Raw genomic sequence first — 15344 nt, forward strand, 5'->3', positions numbered from 1 at the left:
CCGACGCTCCTACGGGAGCAACTGACTCGCCGTGCGAACGCGAACGCTGATTGGCTTTTTGACGAACTCGCCTTTGGAGCGGCCGATGACGTGTTGGACGCCGCGTTGGGCCGCGATATCGACGAGTTTCTGACTCACTTCGCCATCGACGATGACGACGAGCGGAGCGGTGTCGGTGTGTTCGAGCGTCTCGTAAATCTTCTCGACGGCTACTTCGTCGCTCAGTTTCAGGCCGTGGTCGAGGAGTCGCGCGAGACCGCTCTCGTCGGTGACGACCTCGCTCACGTGGTCAACGAGCGTCTTGGTCTCCTGTTCGACTGCGACGGCCTCGACCGACCCTTCGTCGGCGGTGCGCTCGACTGCGACTGCGCCGCCATCCGAGGTGGTTTCGCTCGGAACCTCGGTCGGGTCTGTTGGTGTCGGCACGGCGTCATCGTCCGGTGTCGGTGGTTCTGAGAGGTGGTCGGTGTGTGTTTGGAGACTCTGTTGTGCGACGCTCACCGCGGCACGAAGGTCACCTTCGTCGGGGAGGGCCGCGAATGCGACCTTGTTTCGAAGGGACTTGATGACGGCCTCTCGTTCGAGGTCTTCGACCGACTCACCGTCGGGGGCGAACGCGACGTAGTCTACATCCCCGACCTGTGCGAGTTCGCGGAGGATGAGTTCGCCACCCCGGTCGCCATCGAGGAAGGTGGTGACGGTGCGCTCTTGGGTGAGAGCGGCCACTTCGTCGGGGACGTTCGTGCCTTCGACGGCGACAGCGTTTTTGATGCCGTAACGAAGGAGTGTCAGCACGTCTGCGCGGCCTTCGACGACGATGATGGCATCCGAATCAGCAACACGCGGTCCGGCGGGAAGGCCGTGATAGTCGGTGATGTCCTCGACGCGAACGCTCTCTTGGACCTCTTCGAGAATCTCGGTCGAAGACATGATGGTGTCGTCGAACGAGGTGGTGAGCAGTTCTTTCGCGCGTTCGACGACCATCCGGCGTTTGGCCTCGCGGATGTCTTCGATGTTCGTCACTTCGATGACGGCTTGACACGGCCCGACGCGAGTGAGCGTTTCGAGTGAGGCAGCGAGGATGGCCGTCTTGACTTTATCGAGGCTACTGGCGATAGTGAGGTTCCCGAACGAGTGGCCGTTCTCGGAACTTATCTGTACGTCTATCCGACCGACTTTGGAGGACTGTTGGAGGTCGCGGAGGTCGAGTTCGTCGCCGAGCAGACCTTCGGTTTGTCCGAAGACCGCTCCAACGACGTCACTCCGTTCGACCACCCCATCGGCGGAGATTGAAGCGTGAATGAGATATTTTGCAGTGTCGTCCATTGATGAAACCCCCTTGCGGGGAGTGGTGAATTGATGATGATGATGCGGGGGATACCCACAGCCTACCTGTATATAAGTCATGCACGAGGGAAATATCTATCGTGGTCGTTCGATAACTACACAAAAATTTTCTCTTTATATATCCATTCCTGAGTCGAATATAATGGGCACTCAGAACGCAACCACGACCGTTCTGTGTGCGAAAAACGGCTAATGTGCGTCCAGTTTTGGTTAGTTCTCTGACGGGGTATGCTCGGTTGTGTCGTTCGAATCCGGTCGTGACTCGTCGATATCTAACTCCGTTTGACTCGCCACTACACCAAGTGCGACACCGAGCATCACGCCAACACCGGCCCCGAGCGGTCCTGCAAGGAGCAGTCCAATTCCGAAGCCGACGCCGCCGGGAATCACCACGGCGATAGGGCTAGTCACGGTCAGAACGCCTCTCGAAGGCTGGAAGTCGTCTCCCCGGCCGACTCGCAGAACGCCGCGGGGTCGTCTGGGAAGTCGTGTTCGACGATTGCCCACTCGACGGCGGCGTCGCGAGCGACTGCGAGTGACGCGTCGATATCGAGTTCGCCCTCACCGAGCATCACCGGGCGACCACCACGCTCGGCGGTTTCGTCCACCACCACGTCTTTGAGGTGGACGAGCGGCGTACGGTCGGCGTATCGAGAGATGTAGGTAATAGGGTCGGCACCGGCGGCGAGAATCCACGCGAGGTCGAGTTCGAATCCGATTCCGGACTCTTCTGCGAGTCGGTCCAGTGCGCGTTCGCCATCGACCATCGCCAGTTCGTGTTCGTGATTGTGATAGCAGAGGCGAAATCCACGGTCGTCACAACGGGCGGTCAGGTCGTCTAATCGGTGCGCCGTCTCGTCCACGGCATCGACATCTGCGAAGGCTTCTGGTGGGAGATACGGCACGACCAACGTTTCGACGCCAACTTCGCCGTATCGCTTGCAGACGGCGTCGAGGTCGGATTCGAGGTCCTCGATTGGGACGTGTGCGGCGGGAGCGCTGAGTCCTGTCTCTGCGAGTGCATCGAGAATCGCGTCGTCGTCGTCCAAGCCAGCGAACTCCACGCCGTCGAGGCCAGCGTCGGCAACGCGTCGAACGAGTGCCGATGTCGATTCGCCGAGGTCACGCAGTGAGTACAGTTGGAGACCGAAATTCATCGTTCACACCTCATTTTCCCGTCACGAAACCTTTCCGACCGGGTTGAAGAGGTATTATCAGTTCGATACCCCTCTTTGAAGAAAATTCTTCTCCAATAGCTTCGGGTGTAGGTTAATAGAGTAACACTTACGTTTGGATAACTATTATTGTCTCCAATCATGTCGAGAGCACGTATCGACTATCTATGGATTGCCACCTTCGCGGTCCTCGTAACGTTCGCCGTTCCGTGGTTCCTCTGGGGCGATAGCCGTGTCTTCGCAGGGTTACCACTGTGGCTCTGGTGGCACATCGGCTGGATGGGACTGGCCGCTGTGATTTTCTACCAGTTCACGCGCAGTGCGTGGGACCGTGGAATGAACGAGGTGACTCGCTGATGGTCTCTGCCCTCGGAATCCAACTGGGAATCATCGGGATATACCTCGTCGTCGCCCTCGCAATTGGGCTTCTCGCCTATCGGCTCACCAGCAGACAGGCGGAAGATTACTATCTCGCTGGTCGTTCCATCGGCACCGTCGTTCTGCTGTTTACGACCTTCGCAACCCTCCTCTCGGCGTTTACCTTCTTCGGCGGTCCGGACCTCGCTTTCCGCGCCGGTCCCGAGTGGATTCTCGTCATGGGCGTCATGGATGGGATTCTCTTCGCCATCCTCTGGTACCTCATCGGGTACAAACAGTGGCTCGTCGGCAAGGCACACGGCTACGTGACCCTCGGCGAGATGCTCGGCGACCGATTCGGCTCGACTCGCCTCCGTGCGCTCGTCGCCGGTATCAGCCTCTTCTGGCTCTTTCCCTACGTAATGCTCCAACAGATGGGTGCCGGTGAAGCAATCGTCGGCCTCACGAACGGTATCGTTCCCTACTGGGCCGGTGCCGCCGGTATCACGGTGTTCATGATTGCCTACGTCGTCCTCTCTGGCCTGCGTGGCGTCGCGTGGACCGACACCCTCCAAGGATTGTTCATGCTCGGCGTCGTCTGGCTGGCCGTCGGATGGGTCGCTGCCGCGGCAGGTGGCCCTGCGGCACTCTCGAACGCGCTCGTGACCAACAAGCCCGAGTTCGTCGCACTCGGCGGCGGCCTCTACACGCCGCAGTTCATCATCTCTTCGGCGATTACCATCGCCTTCGGCGTGGCGATGTTCCCGCAAATCAACCAACGCTTCTTCGTCGCGAAGTCGGCGAAAGTACTCAAACGCTCGTTCGCCCTGTGGCCCGTTCTCGTCGTCCTGCTGTTCGTTCCTGCGTTCATCCTCGGGTCGTGGGCGGCCGGACTCGGTATCTCGGTTCCTGAAGGAGCCAACGTCCTTCCCGTCCTCCTCAACGAGTACACGCCCGTCTGGTTCGCCGCGCTCGTCGTCGCGGGTGCGATGGCCGCGATGATGTCGTCGTCGGACTCGATGCTTCTCTCTGGGTCGTCGTACTTCACCCGTGACCTCTACCGGCCGTTCGTCGCACCCGACGCGAGCGACGCCCGCGAAGCGTGGGTTGCCCGCCTCGGTGTGGCACTCTTTGCGACGCTCACCTTCGTCGCCAGTCTGTTCCGCCCCGGGACGCTCATCGAAGTCGGTGACACCGCATTCGGTGGGTTCGCCCAGATGGCCCTGCCCGTCATCGTCGCCCTCTACTGGACGCGAACGACGCGAACCGGGATGTTCGCCGGAATCCTCGGCGCACAGGTGTTCTACCTCGCGCACGTCTTCGTCCCACCGGTCGAAGTCGGCGGGATGGCTGTCCTCGGTGCGACGTATCTCACGTGGGACTACGCCCTCTGGGGCATGTTGCTCTCGCTGATTCTGACGGTCGGTGTCTCTGTCATCACCGCCGCCGCCCCCGACGAGAATCAGTATCGGTTCTCCGAGGAACTCCGCGCCGACTGAATCACAACTCCTTTTTCGTGTCATCGAGTTGTCGGGATACGCATGGATATTCGCCCTATCCGCGCCGACGAGGTTCCCGTACTCATCGACGACCTGTGGCTTCCCTTCGCCGACGAGATGCGAGGAATCGACGAACGCGATTCACTCGCTGAGGAGGTAGATGTCCGCACCGAGGCAATCGACTATCGACGAGCGCAACTCGACGACGAGGACGTACAGACCTTCGTCGCGGTCGAAGATGGGGTCCTCGCCGGTTATACGACAGTAACGTACTCCGAAGGGCCGTCGGTCTTCGCTCGTGGCCCCCGTGCCAAAATCAAGGACCTCTACGTCGCGCCGGAAAATCGGGGCGCAGGTTTCGGGACCGAATTGCTCGAACGCGCACACGAGTGGGGCCGCGAGCGAGACTGTGAGAGTGCCGCGCTCACGGTCCACGCCCGCAACGAGACCGCCCGCCAGTGTTACGAGGCGATGGATTACGAGACGCGATACGTGAAGATGGACCGTCCGCTCTGAGGGTGTTCGACCTGCAAACCCGAATACTCAAATCTACGCACACTAAGCCCCGAACATGAACGAGTCGGGGCTGCAAGTACTCATGGAGCAGGACGTGCTTCGGCAACGAATCGCCGACGGCGACCTGCCCCAGTGGGCCGTCCAGCACTACGAGACGTTCCGCGAGACGATGCTCGGCGAGTACGACGGTTCGCCCTTCCCGTGCTACTTCGGCATCGAGTCGGAGCGACAGGGCGATGCGCTCTACACCTTCGTCGGGTCGATGACCCACAAAGACGACCTGCTCGCCCTCCGCGACACACTCCTCGAATACATCGACGCCTATCCAGACTATTCGGAGCGATGCTCGCTTGTCGCCTTCTTCAAACCTCCAGCAGACGACCTGAGCGAGGCCGAGTATCACGAACACCTCTGGCACATCCTCCAGTTCCTCCACATCAACGACCCCGAACCGTGGCCCGAGGACATTCCCACCGACCCGGATAATACGAAATGGGAGTTCTCCTTCGGCGGCGAACCCATGTTCCCGACTACCCGCGCGCCATTCTACGACGAGCGCATGAGTCGATTCTGCCCGTGGGGACTGGAAATCACCTTCCAGCCACGCGCCCTCTTCGATGGCATCACCGCCGACACCGAGGCAGGCCAACAGGCCCGCGAGGTCATCCAACAGCGCATCGAGGCGTATGATGGCGTCTGCCCTCACGCTAACCTCGGCGACTGGGGCGTCGAAGGCGACCGCGAGTGGCACCAGTACATGTTCTCCTCCGACGAGTCGCAGGCCCCCGACGAGTGTCCGATTCGCATCACCCGCGAACACCCGAAGATGCCGATGGCTCCGGCGGACGACTAACGATGGTCGAACTCCCATCTGATGCCGTCTTGGTTTGCATCGACATGCAGACCGGCTTCGACAATCCAGCCTACGGCGAGCGCAACAACCCCGACATGGAAGCAACGGTCGCCGAGTTACTGGCGACGTGGCGCGAAGGAGAGAAACCCATCGTCCACATTCGTCACGACTCCCAAGAGCCTGATTCGCCGCTTCGGAGCGACAAAGAAGGCTTCGCGTGGAAACCCGAGGCGGTGCCTGAGGATGGGGAGTTGGTGTTGACGAAACGGGTGAATAGTGGCTTTATTGGTACTGAGTTAGAGTCGTGGCTTCACGAGAACGACTATTCGACGCTCGTGGTGTGCGGGCTGACCACCGACCACTGTGTTTCGACGACTACCCGGATGGCCGAGAATTTAGGATTCGAGGTGTATTTGGTCGAAGACGCGGTTGCGACGTTTGAGAGAGAAGGTGTCGATGGGGAGCATTATTCGGCAGAGGAGATGCACCGGACCGCGTTGGCGCATCTGAATGGGGAGTTTGCGATGGTTGTGGAATCGGAACACGTGAATCCGTAGCTGAAGCGAGCATTGGACCGAACACAATCTTTTGGCGTTTGTGAGTCCACCCTGTACGTATGAGCAACGACTGCACCTACTGCGGATGCGACATCGAGCGGCACGACCCAGTTTTCGTGAACGAAGGGACGAATCAGCCTGACGACCAGAGCGGGCAGTTCTGTAACTACGGCTGTCTCGCCGCGTACATCGAACGCGAAGGGCTAACCATCGGTGCGACCTGTGAACTACCGTGAAAACGCACCCCGACTCTCTGCCCTTTTTATAACTCCCAGTCCACCCTCAACGTATGCAGACGCACATCGTTCCCGTCGGGTTCGACTACGACCGACTCATCGCGCCGCTCATCCGCGACCAGTTGGACGTTGACCGCGTCATCTTACTCGAAGGCGCAGTCGGGAGCGAGGCGAACGTCGAGTACTCTCGAAACCTCTCGAAGAAACTCGAAAAAGACTTTCAGAATCTTCTGGGTGCCGAAACAGAGCGCGTCGTCGTCTCCGACGTGTACGATTACGACGCCGCCTTCGAAGAGGCCTACGACCTCATCAACGACGAACTCGACGCGGACGATGAGCGCCGCGAGGAGGACGAGAAACCCGGCGAAGTGTGGGTGAACGTGAGTGCGATGCCCCGGCCAGTCTCCTTCGCCTTCGCCACCGCCGCGCACTCAATTATGGTGGAGCGGCAAGCCGATAGAGACCGCATCCACACCTACTACACAGCACCCGAGAAGTACCTCGAGTCCGAACTCGCCGAGGAACTCCGAACCGGGCGCGACCTGTTGCAGTCGATTCTCGATTCCGGCGAAATCGACGAACAGGAGATTCGAGAACGCCTCGACACCTCTTCTGACCTGCTCTCGGAGTTCGACGAACGCGGGACGACTATCGGCGCGAAGAAAATCGGCGACCGACACATCGTGGAACTCCCTGTTGCGTCCTTCTCGAACGTCAAACCCTTCGAGGAAGTTATCCTGTTCAAACTCGGCGAACACGGCGAATTCGGCTCTGTCTCCGAACTCGCCGAAGCATTGGCCCGCGAGATGAACGAAGAGTACACCGACTCCTTCCGGTCGAAAGTCATCTACAACGTGGACCGCCTCGGCCCCGGCGGAAAGGGCTACATCGAGCAAGAAGAAGTCGGCAAATCCTATCGCACGCGCCTCTCCCGAATCGGCGAGTTGTGGGTTCGCTCCCACGCCGACAACGAGTAGTGAGAGCGGGATTACGACAGAATCGAAGCGGTTAGAAGTCCAGGCCCAACGAGTCACCACTGGGTTCGAGTGGACTCGTCGGCAGGCTCTCTGGCGGTTCGGGGAGGTTGTAGCCGCCGGGTGCAACGTCGTTCGGGCCGTCGGGGTAGAACACCGAGGCGAGGAGTTGGATGTGGTCGCGGCCCACGTCAAGTTCGAACTGGCCGCCACCGTAGAGGTTCATCTCTCGTTCTTCGGCGTATTCGATGGTGTCGAAGAGTGATTCGACCGTCCCGAAGCGTGAGGGCTTGATGTTCAGCCACGAGGGTTCGAAGGGCAGTTCTTCGACAGATTCGACGCCAGTAATTGGGGCGTCCCACGAAACTCTCGCTTCCTCGCCGTCGAACAGTGGGCGTGTCTCGTCGGTAAACGCCGGGTCTTCGATGACGGCCTCGGGGAACCCAGACAGCACGCGTTCGTAGAGTTCTGCGTCGGGTGCTTGGTCCACGCTGGTGCCTTCGTATCGGCCTTTGAGGTCGAGAATTCGGACGCAATCGAGTGTCGAGAGCGTCGCCACGAGGTCGTCGTCCCACGCCGATATCGGGTCGAGTTTGAACTCCATGTTCGAATCGCGTTCGAGAAGCATCTCCACGCGGTCGGCCGTGGGGTCGTCTCCGAGGCGGGTACTCACTGCGAATCGCACTGGATGACGCTCACGGCCGACAGCGCGTGCGAGGTCAGTCTCGTTCTGTCGAAGAGCGAGGTCCAACCCCGCCGATTCGACCGCCCAGCGACGGTAATGCTCGGAAGACTCGCGCTCGGGTTCTTTGGTCGGAAAGAGGTCAACGTCGTCGAGAACAGCCGAGAACTCGGCGAAAGAGTCGTAGTCGCCCACGAGATCGAACACGTCGTCGTCCGTCTCAGCGAGCGCGTCGTGGTCTTCTGTGTCGTACGTCACGTCTTCGCCACGACCGGTTTCGCTACCTCCAGAGAGTGCGAAAACGGTCGTCTTGCGGAGAAAGCCACTGGAGGTGTCGCGTTCGAACTGCTCGCGCGAGACGGATTCGAGGGAGAGCGGAAGGTCAGCGACGTGGTCGAACAGTGTCATCGGGCGGTGGTTCGTGCGCGACGATGAAAAGCGTGGGTCAGCTCAGAGCGTGCCGAGTTCGAGCTTTTTGATTCGGGTTGCGAGCGAGAGGAAGGTCGCAAAGAGCGTCAGGAAGACGGCACCGGCGGCGGCGACTTGGAGGACCGTCGTCCCGTAGGCCATCGCGGAATCAGCGAGTGGGAGAGCGGTGTGGTGCGGGTCGCCAACGATTGGGTAGAAGTAATCGACGAGGTCGTTGAAGCCGTACCACGCCACAGCGAGTGCGACAGCGCCAATCGGGAACTCCGAATAGCGCTGGATGAGGAACGCTTCGACCACCATGGCGAGGTGGCTGAAGAACAAGAAGAGGTACATCGGGAACCACGTGTAGGCGAGGAAGGAGTCCGAAAAGGCGGCGAGGACGAAGGGCGTCCAGAGGCCGAGTTTCCAGCAGCCGAAGAAGGCGAGTGCATTCACGTACTCGTTCGACCGACCGAGTTTCCAGAGTGCGAGCGAGAGTGCGATAAACAGGGTTGCGACGGGGCTATCGGGGACGAAGGGCCACATCACGAGTGGCTCTTGGGCGAACTGGAGTTGGATAACCGGGTCAGAGAACGGGTGGATGCCGTAGTACCAGAAACCAAACGCGGTGCCGACGAGGTTGACGATGACGACGAGCCATGCGATGTTGAGCCCGAAGTTTTCCAGCCATCGCGGGAGCGGTGCGAGCCACCACGGGAGGTTCGTATGTGGGGGTAACTCATCGTCTCCGAACAGACGGCTCGGGTCGTCGAGATACCGGCGGAGTTGCGTCGCCGCGTCCATATTGTGGGCTTGGAGGGCGACCGGAAAGCCGTGCCGGTCTTCCGAACACCGCCGTGACATGTATTGACGGGCGGAAGTAACCGCTTAAGTAGGGCCAGTCCAACCCACGGATATGCCTGAGGAGACCGACCTCAACGAACTCCGTCGCGGGACTGAACTGGTCAAGCGCGGATTCGCGCAGATGCAGAAGGGTGGCGTCATCATGGACGTCGTCAACGCCGAACAGGCGAAGATCGCCGAGGAAGCGGGCGCAGTGGCCGTGATGGCACTCGAAGCCGTCCCCGCGGACATCCGCAAACGCGGCGGCGTCTCTCGGATGGCTGACCCCGAGACGGTCGAAGAAATCATCGATGCAGTCTCCATCCCGGTGATGGGCAAAGCACGCATCGGTCACTACACCGAAGCGCAGATTCTCGAATCCATCGGCGTGGACATGGTCGACGAGAGTGAGGTACTCACCCCTGCCGACAACGAGTATCACATCGACAAGCGCGAGTTCACCGCCCCGTTCGTCTGCGGCGCTCGCAACCTCCCCGAAGCACTCCGCCGCATCCACGAGGGTGCTGCGATGATTCGCACCAAGGGTGAAGCAGGCACGGGCGACGTGAATCAGGCGGTCACCCACCAGCGCACCATCAAGCACCAGATTCGCACCTTGACCGGTCTCCAGCACGACGAGCGCGAGAAGTGGGCACGCGAACACGAAGCCCCAATCGACCTCGTTCACGAGACCGCCGAGATGGGTCGGCTTCCAGTCGTCAACTTCGCGGCAGGCGGTATCGCAACGCCCGCCGACGCCGCACTCATGATGTACCACGAGTGCGACGGCATCTTCGTTGGCTCCGGTATCTTCGGTGCCGAGAACCCCGAAGTGATGGGCAAGGCAGTCGTCGAAGCCGTCAACAACTGGGACGACCCTGCGAAACTCGCCGAGATTTCCTCGGGTATCGGCAAGGGCATGAAAGGCGAAGCGAACGTCGATATGCCCGAAGAGAAGAAACTGCAAGGCCGCGGCGTCTAAGCGAGTTCTCACTACTTTCGTTTTTCACCACACTGAGCGACCGCTCAGGGACTGAAAACGAGAGAATCGAATGTGCTGCTCTTCGCTGTGCAGTGTTTAGACAGAGAGACTGGTGGCTTGCTTCGAGGCCGCGTCGTCTTCGTCGGCGAGGAGGACGGTGACTGGGCCGTCGAAGTTGAGCATGACCTTCTGGGTCACGTCGCGGGAGATGAGTTTCCCGGTAGGCGAGCGGCGGCGACCCGAAATGAAGAGGTGGTCGCAGGCTTCCCAGCGTGCGGTTTCGAGGATGGTGTCTTCTTCTGGGCCGATGTCGGCGATGACGCGGTAGTCCACGTTGATGCCGTCGAGTGCCTCACGAGCGAGTTGCTTTGCCTTTCGAGCGGCGGAGTTGGTCGCCTGGTCGATACCGTAGACGACGTCCGAAGAGTTCACCTTGGCGAGCGCAGAGCGGGTTCGTTCGAACTCCTTGTCCGGGAGGATGGTGAGGATGATGAGTTCTGCCCCACTGCCGGATGCGAATGCGCCTGCTTCCCGAAGGATTCGTTTCGACCGCTCATCTGGTGTCACGACGACGAGTGCACGTTCCATGTCTTTAGATATTATGCGAAGATGATAAAAACCTTCTCGGAATCGTGTTAACACGAACCGTGGTATCTTGTTACGAGGTCTGAAACGCGCGAAATCGTCAAAATAATCTGTGCGTGTGTTTGTCTATGTACGAGTCAGAAATCGAAAATTTCTGCCCCACTTCCGACACGAGTCTTGTAGGCACGGGCGTCCACGTTCGCGTCGTCGAACGCCTCGACCATCGCCCCTGCGACGCGGGTTCGGTACTCGGGACGACACGCGGCGAGGATGGATGGGCCTGCTCCCGAGACGGTGACCCCGGTCGCCCCGGCGTCGAGTGCGGCCTCGCGGACGCCCTCGTAGCCAGTGATAAGTTCTGCTCGGGCGGGCGTGACGACTCGGTCGTCCATCCCGGCACCGACGAGTTCGGGGTCACGACGACACATGCCGACGGTGAGCGTCGCAGCGTGGCCGACGGTGTGAACCATGTCTTCGATGCCCGCCCGATTCGGGACGACACGCCGCGCATCGCGCGTCGAAACCGCGATTTCGGGGAGACACGCGACGAGCGGAATGTCGGTATCGACTGTCGTCACACCGTTTGCGGTTGCGACAGTAAAGCCGCCAAGTAACGCGGGTGCGACGTTGTCTGCGTGGGCCTCGCCGGAGACGACTGCTTCGCCTTCGGCGGCGACGGGAACCAACTCTTCGCGCGACAGGCCACGGTCGTACAACTCGTTGAGTGCGAGTGCTGCGGCGGCCGAACTGGCCGCCGAAGAGCCAAGCCCCGACGAGGGCCGAACGCCCTTGTCGATACGGATGTGTGCCGGTGCGTCGAGTTCTTCGGCAACTGCTCCTACGACGTTTCGATTGGGGTCGGTCGGGATGTACTGACTGCCGACACCAGTCACTTCGATTGTTGTCCGGTCCGCTTTCTCGACGTGAACGACGTCTGCTGGGCGGTCGAGAGCGACACCGAATACGTCGAATCCACTCCCGAGATTTGCGCTCGTGGCGGGTGCGCGGACCGTAACCATGCCCCGCAGTTCCCGTATCGCAGATAAAAAGGTGGCGAACGTCGCAACCGACTGTCCGCCGTTTAGTCGTTTTTCGGCGCGTCGACCTCGGTCGACGAGAAACCGACGTCGGTAAATTCGAACCGTGCCCCGCCAGAGTCGGCAGTCGTCAACTCGACAGTCCACCCGTGGGCGTCGGCAATCGACCGAATAATCGGGAGTCCAAACCCGGTTCCCTCTTCGTGGGTGGTGTAGCCCCGTTCGAACACTCGTTCGCGTTCTGCTTCGGAGATGCCCGTCCCGTCGTCTTCGACGAAAAAGCCATCCGAGAGCGGGCCGACGCGAATGTGAACCTCGCTGCTCGCCGACCCGTGTTCGACCGCGTCATCAGACTGTTCGTTGCTTGTGGAGCCATGCTCCACAGCGTTCCGAAACAGGTTCTCGAACAGTTGTCGAAATCGCCCGCGGTCGGCGTCGATTGTCTGGTCGAGGCTCACTTCCAGCGTCGCCTGTTGTGCGGCGACGCTATCCCACGCCTCGCGGGCGATGGTCTGGACGCCGACCGGCGACAGGTCAGAGAGCGTCTCGCCCTGTCGAGCGAGCGTCAGCAAGTCCTCGATTATCTCTTCCATCCGGTCGTGAGCGTCGTCAACCCGGTCGAAATACTCGGCTTCGCCGGTCTCTCTCGCCAACTCCAGATACCCGCTTGCGACAGTCAGCGGGTTCCTGAGGTCGTGCGAGACGACAGAAGCGAACTCTTCGAGGCGGTCGTTCTGCCGTTCGAGTCGGCGCTCTCTGCTCTTTTGGTCGGTGATGTCGCGGATGATGACGAGTCGTCCGGTCGTCGCGCCGCCGCTTAGCCGACTCGTACTCACGAGTACGTCGCGCTCGTCACCATCGACTTCGACAGTCGCTTCGATAGGAGTGTCCGTCGATAGGGCGGCAGCAATCGAGTCCGGGACGAGGTCGCGGATGGGGCGGCCGTAGCAGGCGGACAGGTCGTCGTCGAGATAGCGCTCACCCGTTGGATTCGCATCCAGAACCGCGTCTCGTTCGTCGATGACGATCGCACCGCCTTTCATCGACTCGGCGGCGAGTTCCCACGCGATAGGGACGAGCGTGAACAGTCGGTGCCGATAGACACTCCACGCGACGGCAGCGGCGGCGAAGCTAAACGCGATTGCTGGCAGATTCAGGCCGGGGACGGGACTGTACTCAGAGATGTAGACGATGCCTGCGATGGCGGGAACGAGACCTCCGGCGAGCAGTCCCGCCGTCTGTTTGCGGTAGATTTCGTCGGAGACGACGAGCGACCGGAACAACAAGCCGACGCCGACGACGATGAGCGTGTAGGCGTAGATGATGAACGCGAGAAAGCCGATGCTGTGGTCGTTGACGAGCATGACGTAGCCGAACTCGTCCGAGAGTGTGAGGCCGTCCCAGATGAGGGTGTGGGCACTGTTCGTAAAGACGAGTGCGACTGTCACGAGTGGCACGCCTGCGAGCGCCGCCCACACGGGTTTCGGCAAGTCTTCGACGCCGGTGTGTCGCACGACGTACGAGAACCAGAGCAGTGGAACTGGTGCGATACCGAGATACTGAATCTGGTTGAGTAACACCAGCGTGGCGAAATCAGTCCGTGAGAGTTCGAGGGCGTAGACGCCCATCCAGAATCCCGAGGCGAGAAGGAGCAACCCCCCTCGCGTCGCGCCTGGGAGCGCGCGCTTCATGTTTTGGCGACGAAGCAGATGAGCCCCGAGAACCACAAAGAGGGCCGCACCAACGCCCAGCGGAAGGGTGTAGGGCGTCACCTGCCAGTTGGTCGCGCTGTACATATCTGTTAATCGCTCTCGGACACGGAACGATAAATTTCACCCTCGGAGACAGCGACAACCAGAAAGGACTTTCCACCACACGAATAACTCCGAGACATGATAGGCATCGTCGGCGGCGGTATCGCAGGCCTCGCCGCGGCGCATCGACTCCAGAAACGGGGTCACGACGTTCGTATCTTCGAAGCGGCAGACTCACTCGGTGGACTCGCCGCGACGTACCAGACGAAAGGTGACGACATCGAGCGATACTACCACCACCTCTCGAAGTCCGAAGAGACCATCGTCGAACTCGCCGACGAACTCGGTCTCCGAGACGACTTGGAGTGGCGTATCGGCAAGAACGCGTACTACGTCGATGGCGTCGTCCACCCGCTCGACACGGCGTGGCAAATCGCTGCCTACCCGCACATGAGCTTCTACGACAAGTTCAGATTGGGAATGCTCACCCTCGGCATCGACGTTCGCGGCGGAATTCCCGACTTCGACGCCTACAACGATTTGGAAACGTACGAACACACGCCAATCGAGGACTTCGTGGTCGAACACACGACACGCGGCGTCTACGATAACTTCGTGGACCCACTCCTCGATGGCAAGTTCGGCGAGCGCAAACACGACGTGTCGGCGGCGTGGTTCCTCGGGCGCGTCAGATTCCGCGGCGAGCGCGACCTGCTACGCGGCGAGATTCTCGGCTACTTCGATGGCGGCTTTGCGCCCTTTATCGACGCGCTCGTGGACGCAGTGGGCCGCGAGAATATCGAAACCGGCGCACGCGTCACAGAACTCACGACGAACGACGATGCCGTCGATACCTTGACGGTCGAAACGAGCGACGGAACCGAGACCCACGAGGTCGATTCGGTCGTCGTCGCGGCGATGCCGAACGTCCTCGAAGACCTGACTGGCTTCCAGTGCGATATCGACTTCCAAGGTGCAGTGTGCGGACTCGCCACGATGTCCGAGTCGCTGATGGACACCTACTGGCTCAACATCGCCCACGACGCGCCGTTTGGCTCGCTCATCGAACACACGAACTTCATCCCGAAAGAGCGCTACGGCGGCGACCATCTCCTCTACATTGCAAGCTACGTCCAAGGCCCCGAAGAGGACCTCTGGCAGATGAGCGACGAGGAAGTCGAAGACGTGTGGTTCAGTGAAATCGAGTCGATGTTCCCCGACTTCGACCGCAGTTCGATTACGGATTTCAAAGTCTCGCGCAACCCCCGCGCTGGCCCGGTGTACGAACGCGGCTATCTCGACCTCGTCGTCCCCTACGACCTCGCAGACGACGTCGCCGAAGGCGTCTACTACGCGGGGATGGCCTCGAAAGCGCAGTACCCCGAACGCTCGCTCAACGGTGGCATCGTCGCAGGCTACGAAGTCGCCGACCGCATCGACGACAAGCACTGAGCCGAACAAGCGCTCGTTTTTCACGTCACACCGACGCACGCTTTGCGGCAATCTGTTTCCCATACGAAACTGCTTTTTACGCGACTG

17 protein-coding genes are annotated in these 15344 nt (G+C 60.4%); 9 read left to right on the forward strand and 8 right to left on the reverse strand.

Features of this window, described 5'->3' with window-relative positions; genetic code table 11:
• Nucleotides 1-9 precede the first annotated feature (9 nt).
• From dnaG to ACK509_RS11385, 3 genes are all read right to left on the reverse strand, one after another.
• Nucleotides 10-1326 (reverse strand): DNA primase DnaG, encoded by a 1317-nt coding sequence (gene dnaG / locus ACK509_RS11375; RefSeq protein WP_410766655.1) that lies wholly within the window; start codon nucleotides 1324-1326, stop codon nucleotides 10-12.
• 231 nt (nucleotides 1327-1557) lie between these two features.
• Entirely contained in the window at nucleotides 1558-1758 is a 201-nt protein-coding gene (locus tag ACK509_RS11380; RefSeq protein ID WP_410766656.1) for a hypothetical protein, read from the reverse strand.
• Between the two features lie 2 nt (nucleotides 1759-1760).
• Complete coding sequence (locus ACK509_RS11385; protein WP_410766657.1) at nucleotides 1761-2504, reverse strand: sugar phosphate isomerase/epimerase family protein; 744 nt, start codon at nucleotides 2502-2504, stop codon at nucleotides 1761-1763.
• Nucleotides 2505-2663: 159 nt separating this feature from the next.
• On the opposite strand from ACK509_RS11385, the gene ACK509_RS11390 reads away from it, so the two are divergent.
• Genes ACK509_RS11390 through ACK509_RS11420 form a run of 7 tightly spaced genes read left to right on the forward strand, consistent with a single transcriptional unit; the run spans nucleotide 2664 to nucleotide 7517 of the window.
• Entirely contained in the window at nucleotides 2664-2879 is a 216-nt protein-coding gene (locus ACK509_RS11390) for a DUF3311 domain-containing protein (RefSeq protein WP_410766658.1), read from the forward strand.
• Nucleotides 2879-4378 carry a sodium:solute symporter family protein gene (locus tag ACK509_RS11395; RefSeq protein ID WP_410766659.1) on the forward strand — a complete coding sequence of 500 codons (1500 nt, stop codon included), beginning with the start codon at nucleotides 2879-2881 and terminating at the stop codon, nucleotides 4376-4378. The genes ACK509_RS11390 and ACK509_RS11395 overlap by 1 nt, the downstream gene beginning before the upstream one ends.
• 42 nt (nucleotides 4379-4420) lie before the next feature.
• Complete coding sequence (locus ACK509_RS11400) at nucleotides 4421-4894, forward strand: GNAT family N-acetyltransferase (protein ID WP_410766660.1); 474 nt, start codon at nucleotides 4421-4423, stop codon at nucleotides 4892-4894.
• A 55-nt stretch (nucleotides 4895-4949) separates the two neighbouring features.
• Entirely contained in the window at nucleotides 4950-5747 is a 798-nt protein-coding gene (locus tag ACK509_RS11405; protein WP_410766661.1) for a YqcI/YcgG family protein, read from the forward strand.
• A 2-nt stretch (nucleotides 5748-5749) separates the two neighbouring features.
• Nucleotides 5750-6304 carry a cysteine hydrolase family protein gene (locus ACK509_RS11410; RefSeq protein ID WP_410766662.1) on the forward strand — a complete coding sequence of 185 codons (555 nt, stop codon included), beginning with the start codon at nucleotides 5750-5752 and terminating at the stop codon, nucleotides 6302-6304.
• Between the two features lie 59 nt (nucleotides 6305-6363).
• A complete protein-coding gene (locus ACK509_RS11415; RefSeq protein WP_410766663.1) occupies nucleotides 6364-6540 on the forward strand; it encodes a hypothetical protein in 177 nt (58 codons plus the stop codon).
• Nucleotides 6541-6593: 53 nt separating this feature from the next.
• A complete protein-coding gene (locus ACK509_RS11420; protein ID WP_410766664.1) occupies nucleotides 6594-7517 on the forward strand; it encodes a DUF6293 family protein in 924 nt (307 codons plus the stop codon).
• Between the two features lie 31 nt (nucleotides 7518-7548).
• Here the strand turns inward: ACK509_RS11420 and ACK509_RS11425 are convergent, their stop codons facing one another.
• Both ACK509_RS11425 and ACK509_RS11430 read right to left on the reverse strand, forming a co-directional pair.
• The gene (locus tag ACK509_RS11425; protein ID WP_410766665.1) at nucleotides 7549-8604 is read right to left on the reverse strand and encodes a hypothetical protein; all 1056 of its coding nucleotides are present in this window, start codon (nucleotides 8602-8604) and stop codon (nucleotides 7549-7551) included.
• A gap of 42 nt (nucleotides 8605-8646) precedes the next feature.
• Nucleotides 8647-9408, reverse strand: coding sequence for a DUF1405 domain-containing protein (locus ACK509_RS11430; protein WP_410767258.1), 762 nt, complete (start codon nucleotides 9406-9408; stop codon nucleotides 8647-8649).
• A 112-nt stretch (nucleotides 9409-9520) separates the two neighbouring features.
• Between ACK509_RS11430 and pdxS the strand changes: the two genes are divergently transcribed.
• On the forward strand, nucleotides 9521-10429 hold the full coding sequence (gene pdxS / locus ACK509_RS11435) for a pyridoxal 5'-phosphate synthase lyase subunit PdxS (protein ID WP_410766666.1): 909 nt from the start codon (nucleotides 9521-9523) through the stop codon (nucleotides 10427-10429).
• A 96-nt stretch (nucleotides 10430-10525) separates the two neighbouring features.
• Here pdxS and ACK509_RS11440 read toward each other — a convergent pair whose 3' ends face one another.
• The 3 genes from ACK509_RS11440 to ACK509_RS11450 all read right to left on the reverse strand — a co-directional run bounded on the left by ACK509_RS11440 (nucleotide 10526) and on the right by ACK509_RS11450 (nucleotide 13847).
• A complete protein-coding gene (locus ACK509_RS11440) occupies nucleotides 10526-11017 on the reverse strand; it encodes a universal stress protein (protein ID WP_410766667.1) in 492 nt (163 codons plus the stop codon).
• Between the two features lie 134 nt (nucleotides 11018-11151).
• Nucleotides 11152-12033, reverse strand: a complete 882-nt coding sequence (locus ACK509_RS11445) for a homoserine kinase (RefSeq protein WP_410766668.1) — start codon at nucleotides 12031-12033, stop codon at nucleotides 11152-11154.
• Nucleotides 12034-12095: 62 nt separating this feature from the next.
• Nucleotides 12096-13847, reverse strand: coding sequence for a histidine kinase N-terminal 7TM domain-containing protein (locus ACK509_RS11450; RefSeq protein WP_410766669.1), 1752 nt, complete (start codon nucleotides 13845-13847; stop codon nucleotides 12096-12098).
• A gap of 96 nt (nucleotides 13848-13943) precedes the next feature.
• Between ACK509_RS11450 and ACK509_RS11455 the strand changes: the two genes are divergently transcribed.
• Nucleotides 13944-15257, forward strand: a complete 1314-nt coding sequence (locus tag ACK509_RS11455; RefSeq protein ID WP_410766670.1) for an NAD(P)/FAD-dependent oxidoreductase — start codon at nucleotides 13944-13946, stop codon at nucleotides 15255-15257.
• Nucleotides 15258-15344 lie beyond the last annotated feature (87 nt).

This window comes from Haloferax sp. DFSO60, assembly GCF_046557615.1.
In the GTDB taxonomy this organism is placed as follows: Archaea; Halobacteriota; Halobacteria; order Halobacteriales; family Haloferacaceae; genus Haloferax.

Bases quoted from the DNA above. Each gene is read 5' to 3' on its own strand.
- dnaG (WP_410766655.1), bottom strand. From the start codon at position 1,326: ATGGACGACACTGCAAAATATCTCATTCACGCTTCAATCTCCGCCGAT.
- ACK509_RS11385 (WP_410766657.1), bottom strand. From the start codon at position 2,504: ATGAATTTCGGTCTCCAACTGTACTCACTGCGTGACCTCGGCGAATCG.
- ACK509_RS11390 (WP_410766658.1), top strand. From the start codon at position 2,664: ATGTCGAGAGCACGTATCGACTATCTATGGATTGCCACCTTCGCGGTC.
- ACK509_RS11395 (WP_410766659.1), top strand. From the start codon at position 2,879: ATGGTCTCTGCCCTCGGAATCCAACTGGGAATCATCGGGATATACCTC.
- ACK509_RS11400 (WP_410766660.1), top strand. From the start codon at position 4,421: ATGGATATTCGCCCTATCCGCGCCGACGAGGTTCCCGTACTCATCGAC.
- ACK509_RS11405 (WP_410766661.1), top strand. From the start codon at position 4,950: ATGAACGAGTCGGGGCTGCAAGTACTCATGGAGCAGGACGTGCTTCGG.
- ACK509_RS11410 (WP_410766662.1), top strand. From the start codon at position 5,750: ATGGTCGAACTCCCATCTGATGCCGTCTTGGTTTGCATCGACATGCAG.
- ACK509_RS11415 (WP_410766663.1), top strand. From the start codon at position 6,364: ATGAGCAACGACTGCACCTACTGCGGATGCGACATCGAGCGGCACGAC.
- ACK509_RS11420 (WP_410766664.1), top strand. From the start codon at position 6,594: ATGCAGACGCACATCGTTCCCGTCGGGTTCGACTACGACCGACTCATC.
- ACK509_RS11425 (WP_410766665.1), bottom strand. From the start codon at position 8,604: ATGACACTGTTCGACCACGTCGCTGACCTTCCGCTCTCCCTCGAATCC.
- ACK509_RS11430 (WP_410767258.1), bottom strand. From the start codon at position 9,408: ATGGACGCGGCGACGCAACTCCGCCGGTATCTCGACGACCCGAGCCGT.
- pdxS (WP_410766666.1), top strand. From the start codon at position 9,521: ATGCCTGAGGAGACCGACCTCAACGAACTCCGTCGCGGGACTGAACTG.
- ACK509_RS11440 (WP_410766667.1), bottom strand. From the start codon at position 11,017: ATGGAACGTGCACTCGTCGTCGTGACACCAGATGAGCGGTCGAAACGA.
- ACK509_RS11445 (WP_410766668.1), bottom strand. From the start codon at position 12,033: ATGGTTACGGTCCGCGCACCCGCCACGAGCGCAAATCTCGGGAGTGGA.
- ACK509_RS11450 (WP_410766669.1), bottom strand. From the start codon at position 13,847: ATGTACAGCGCGACCAACTGGCAGGTGACGCCCTACACCCTTCCGCTG.
- ACK509_RS11455 (WP_410766670.1), top strand. From the start codon at position 13,944: ATGATAGGCATCGTCGGCGGCGGTATCGCAGGCCTCGCCGCGGCGCAT.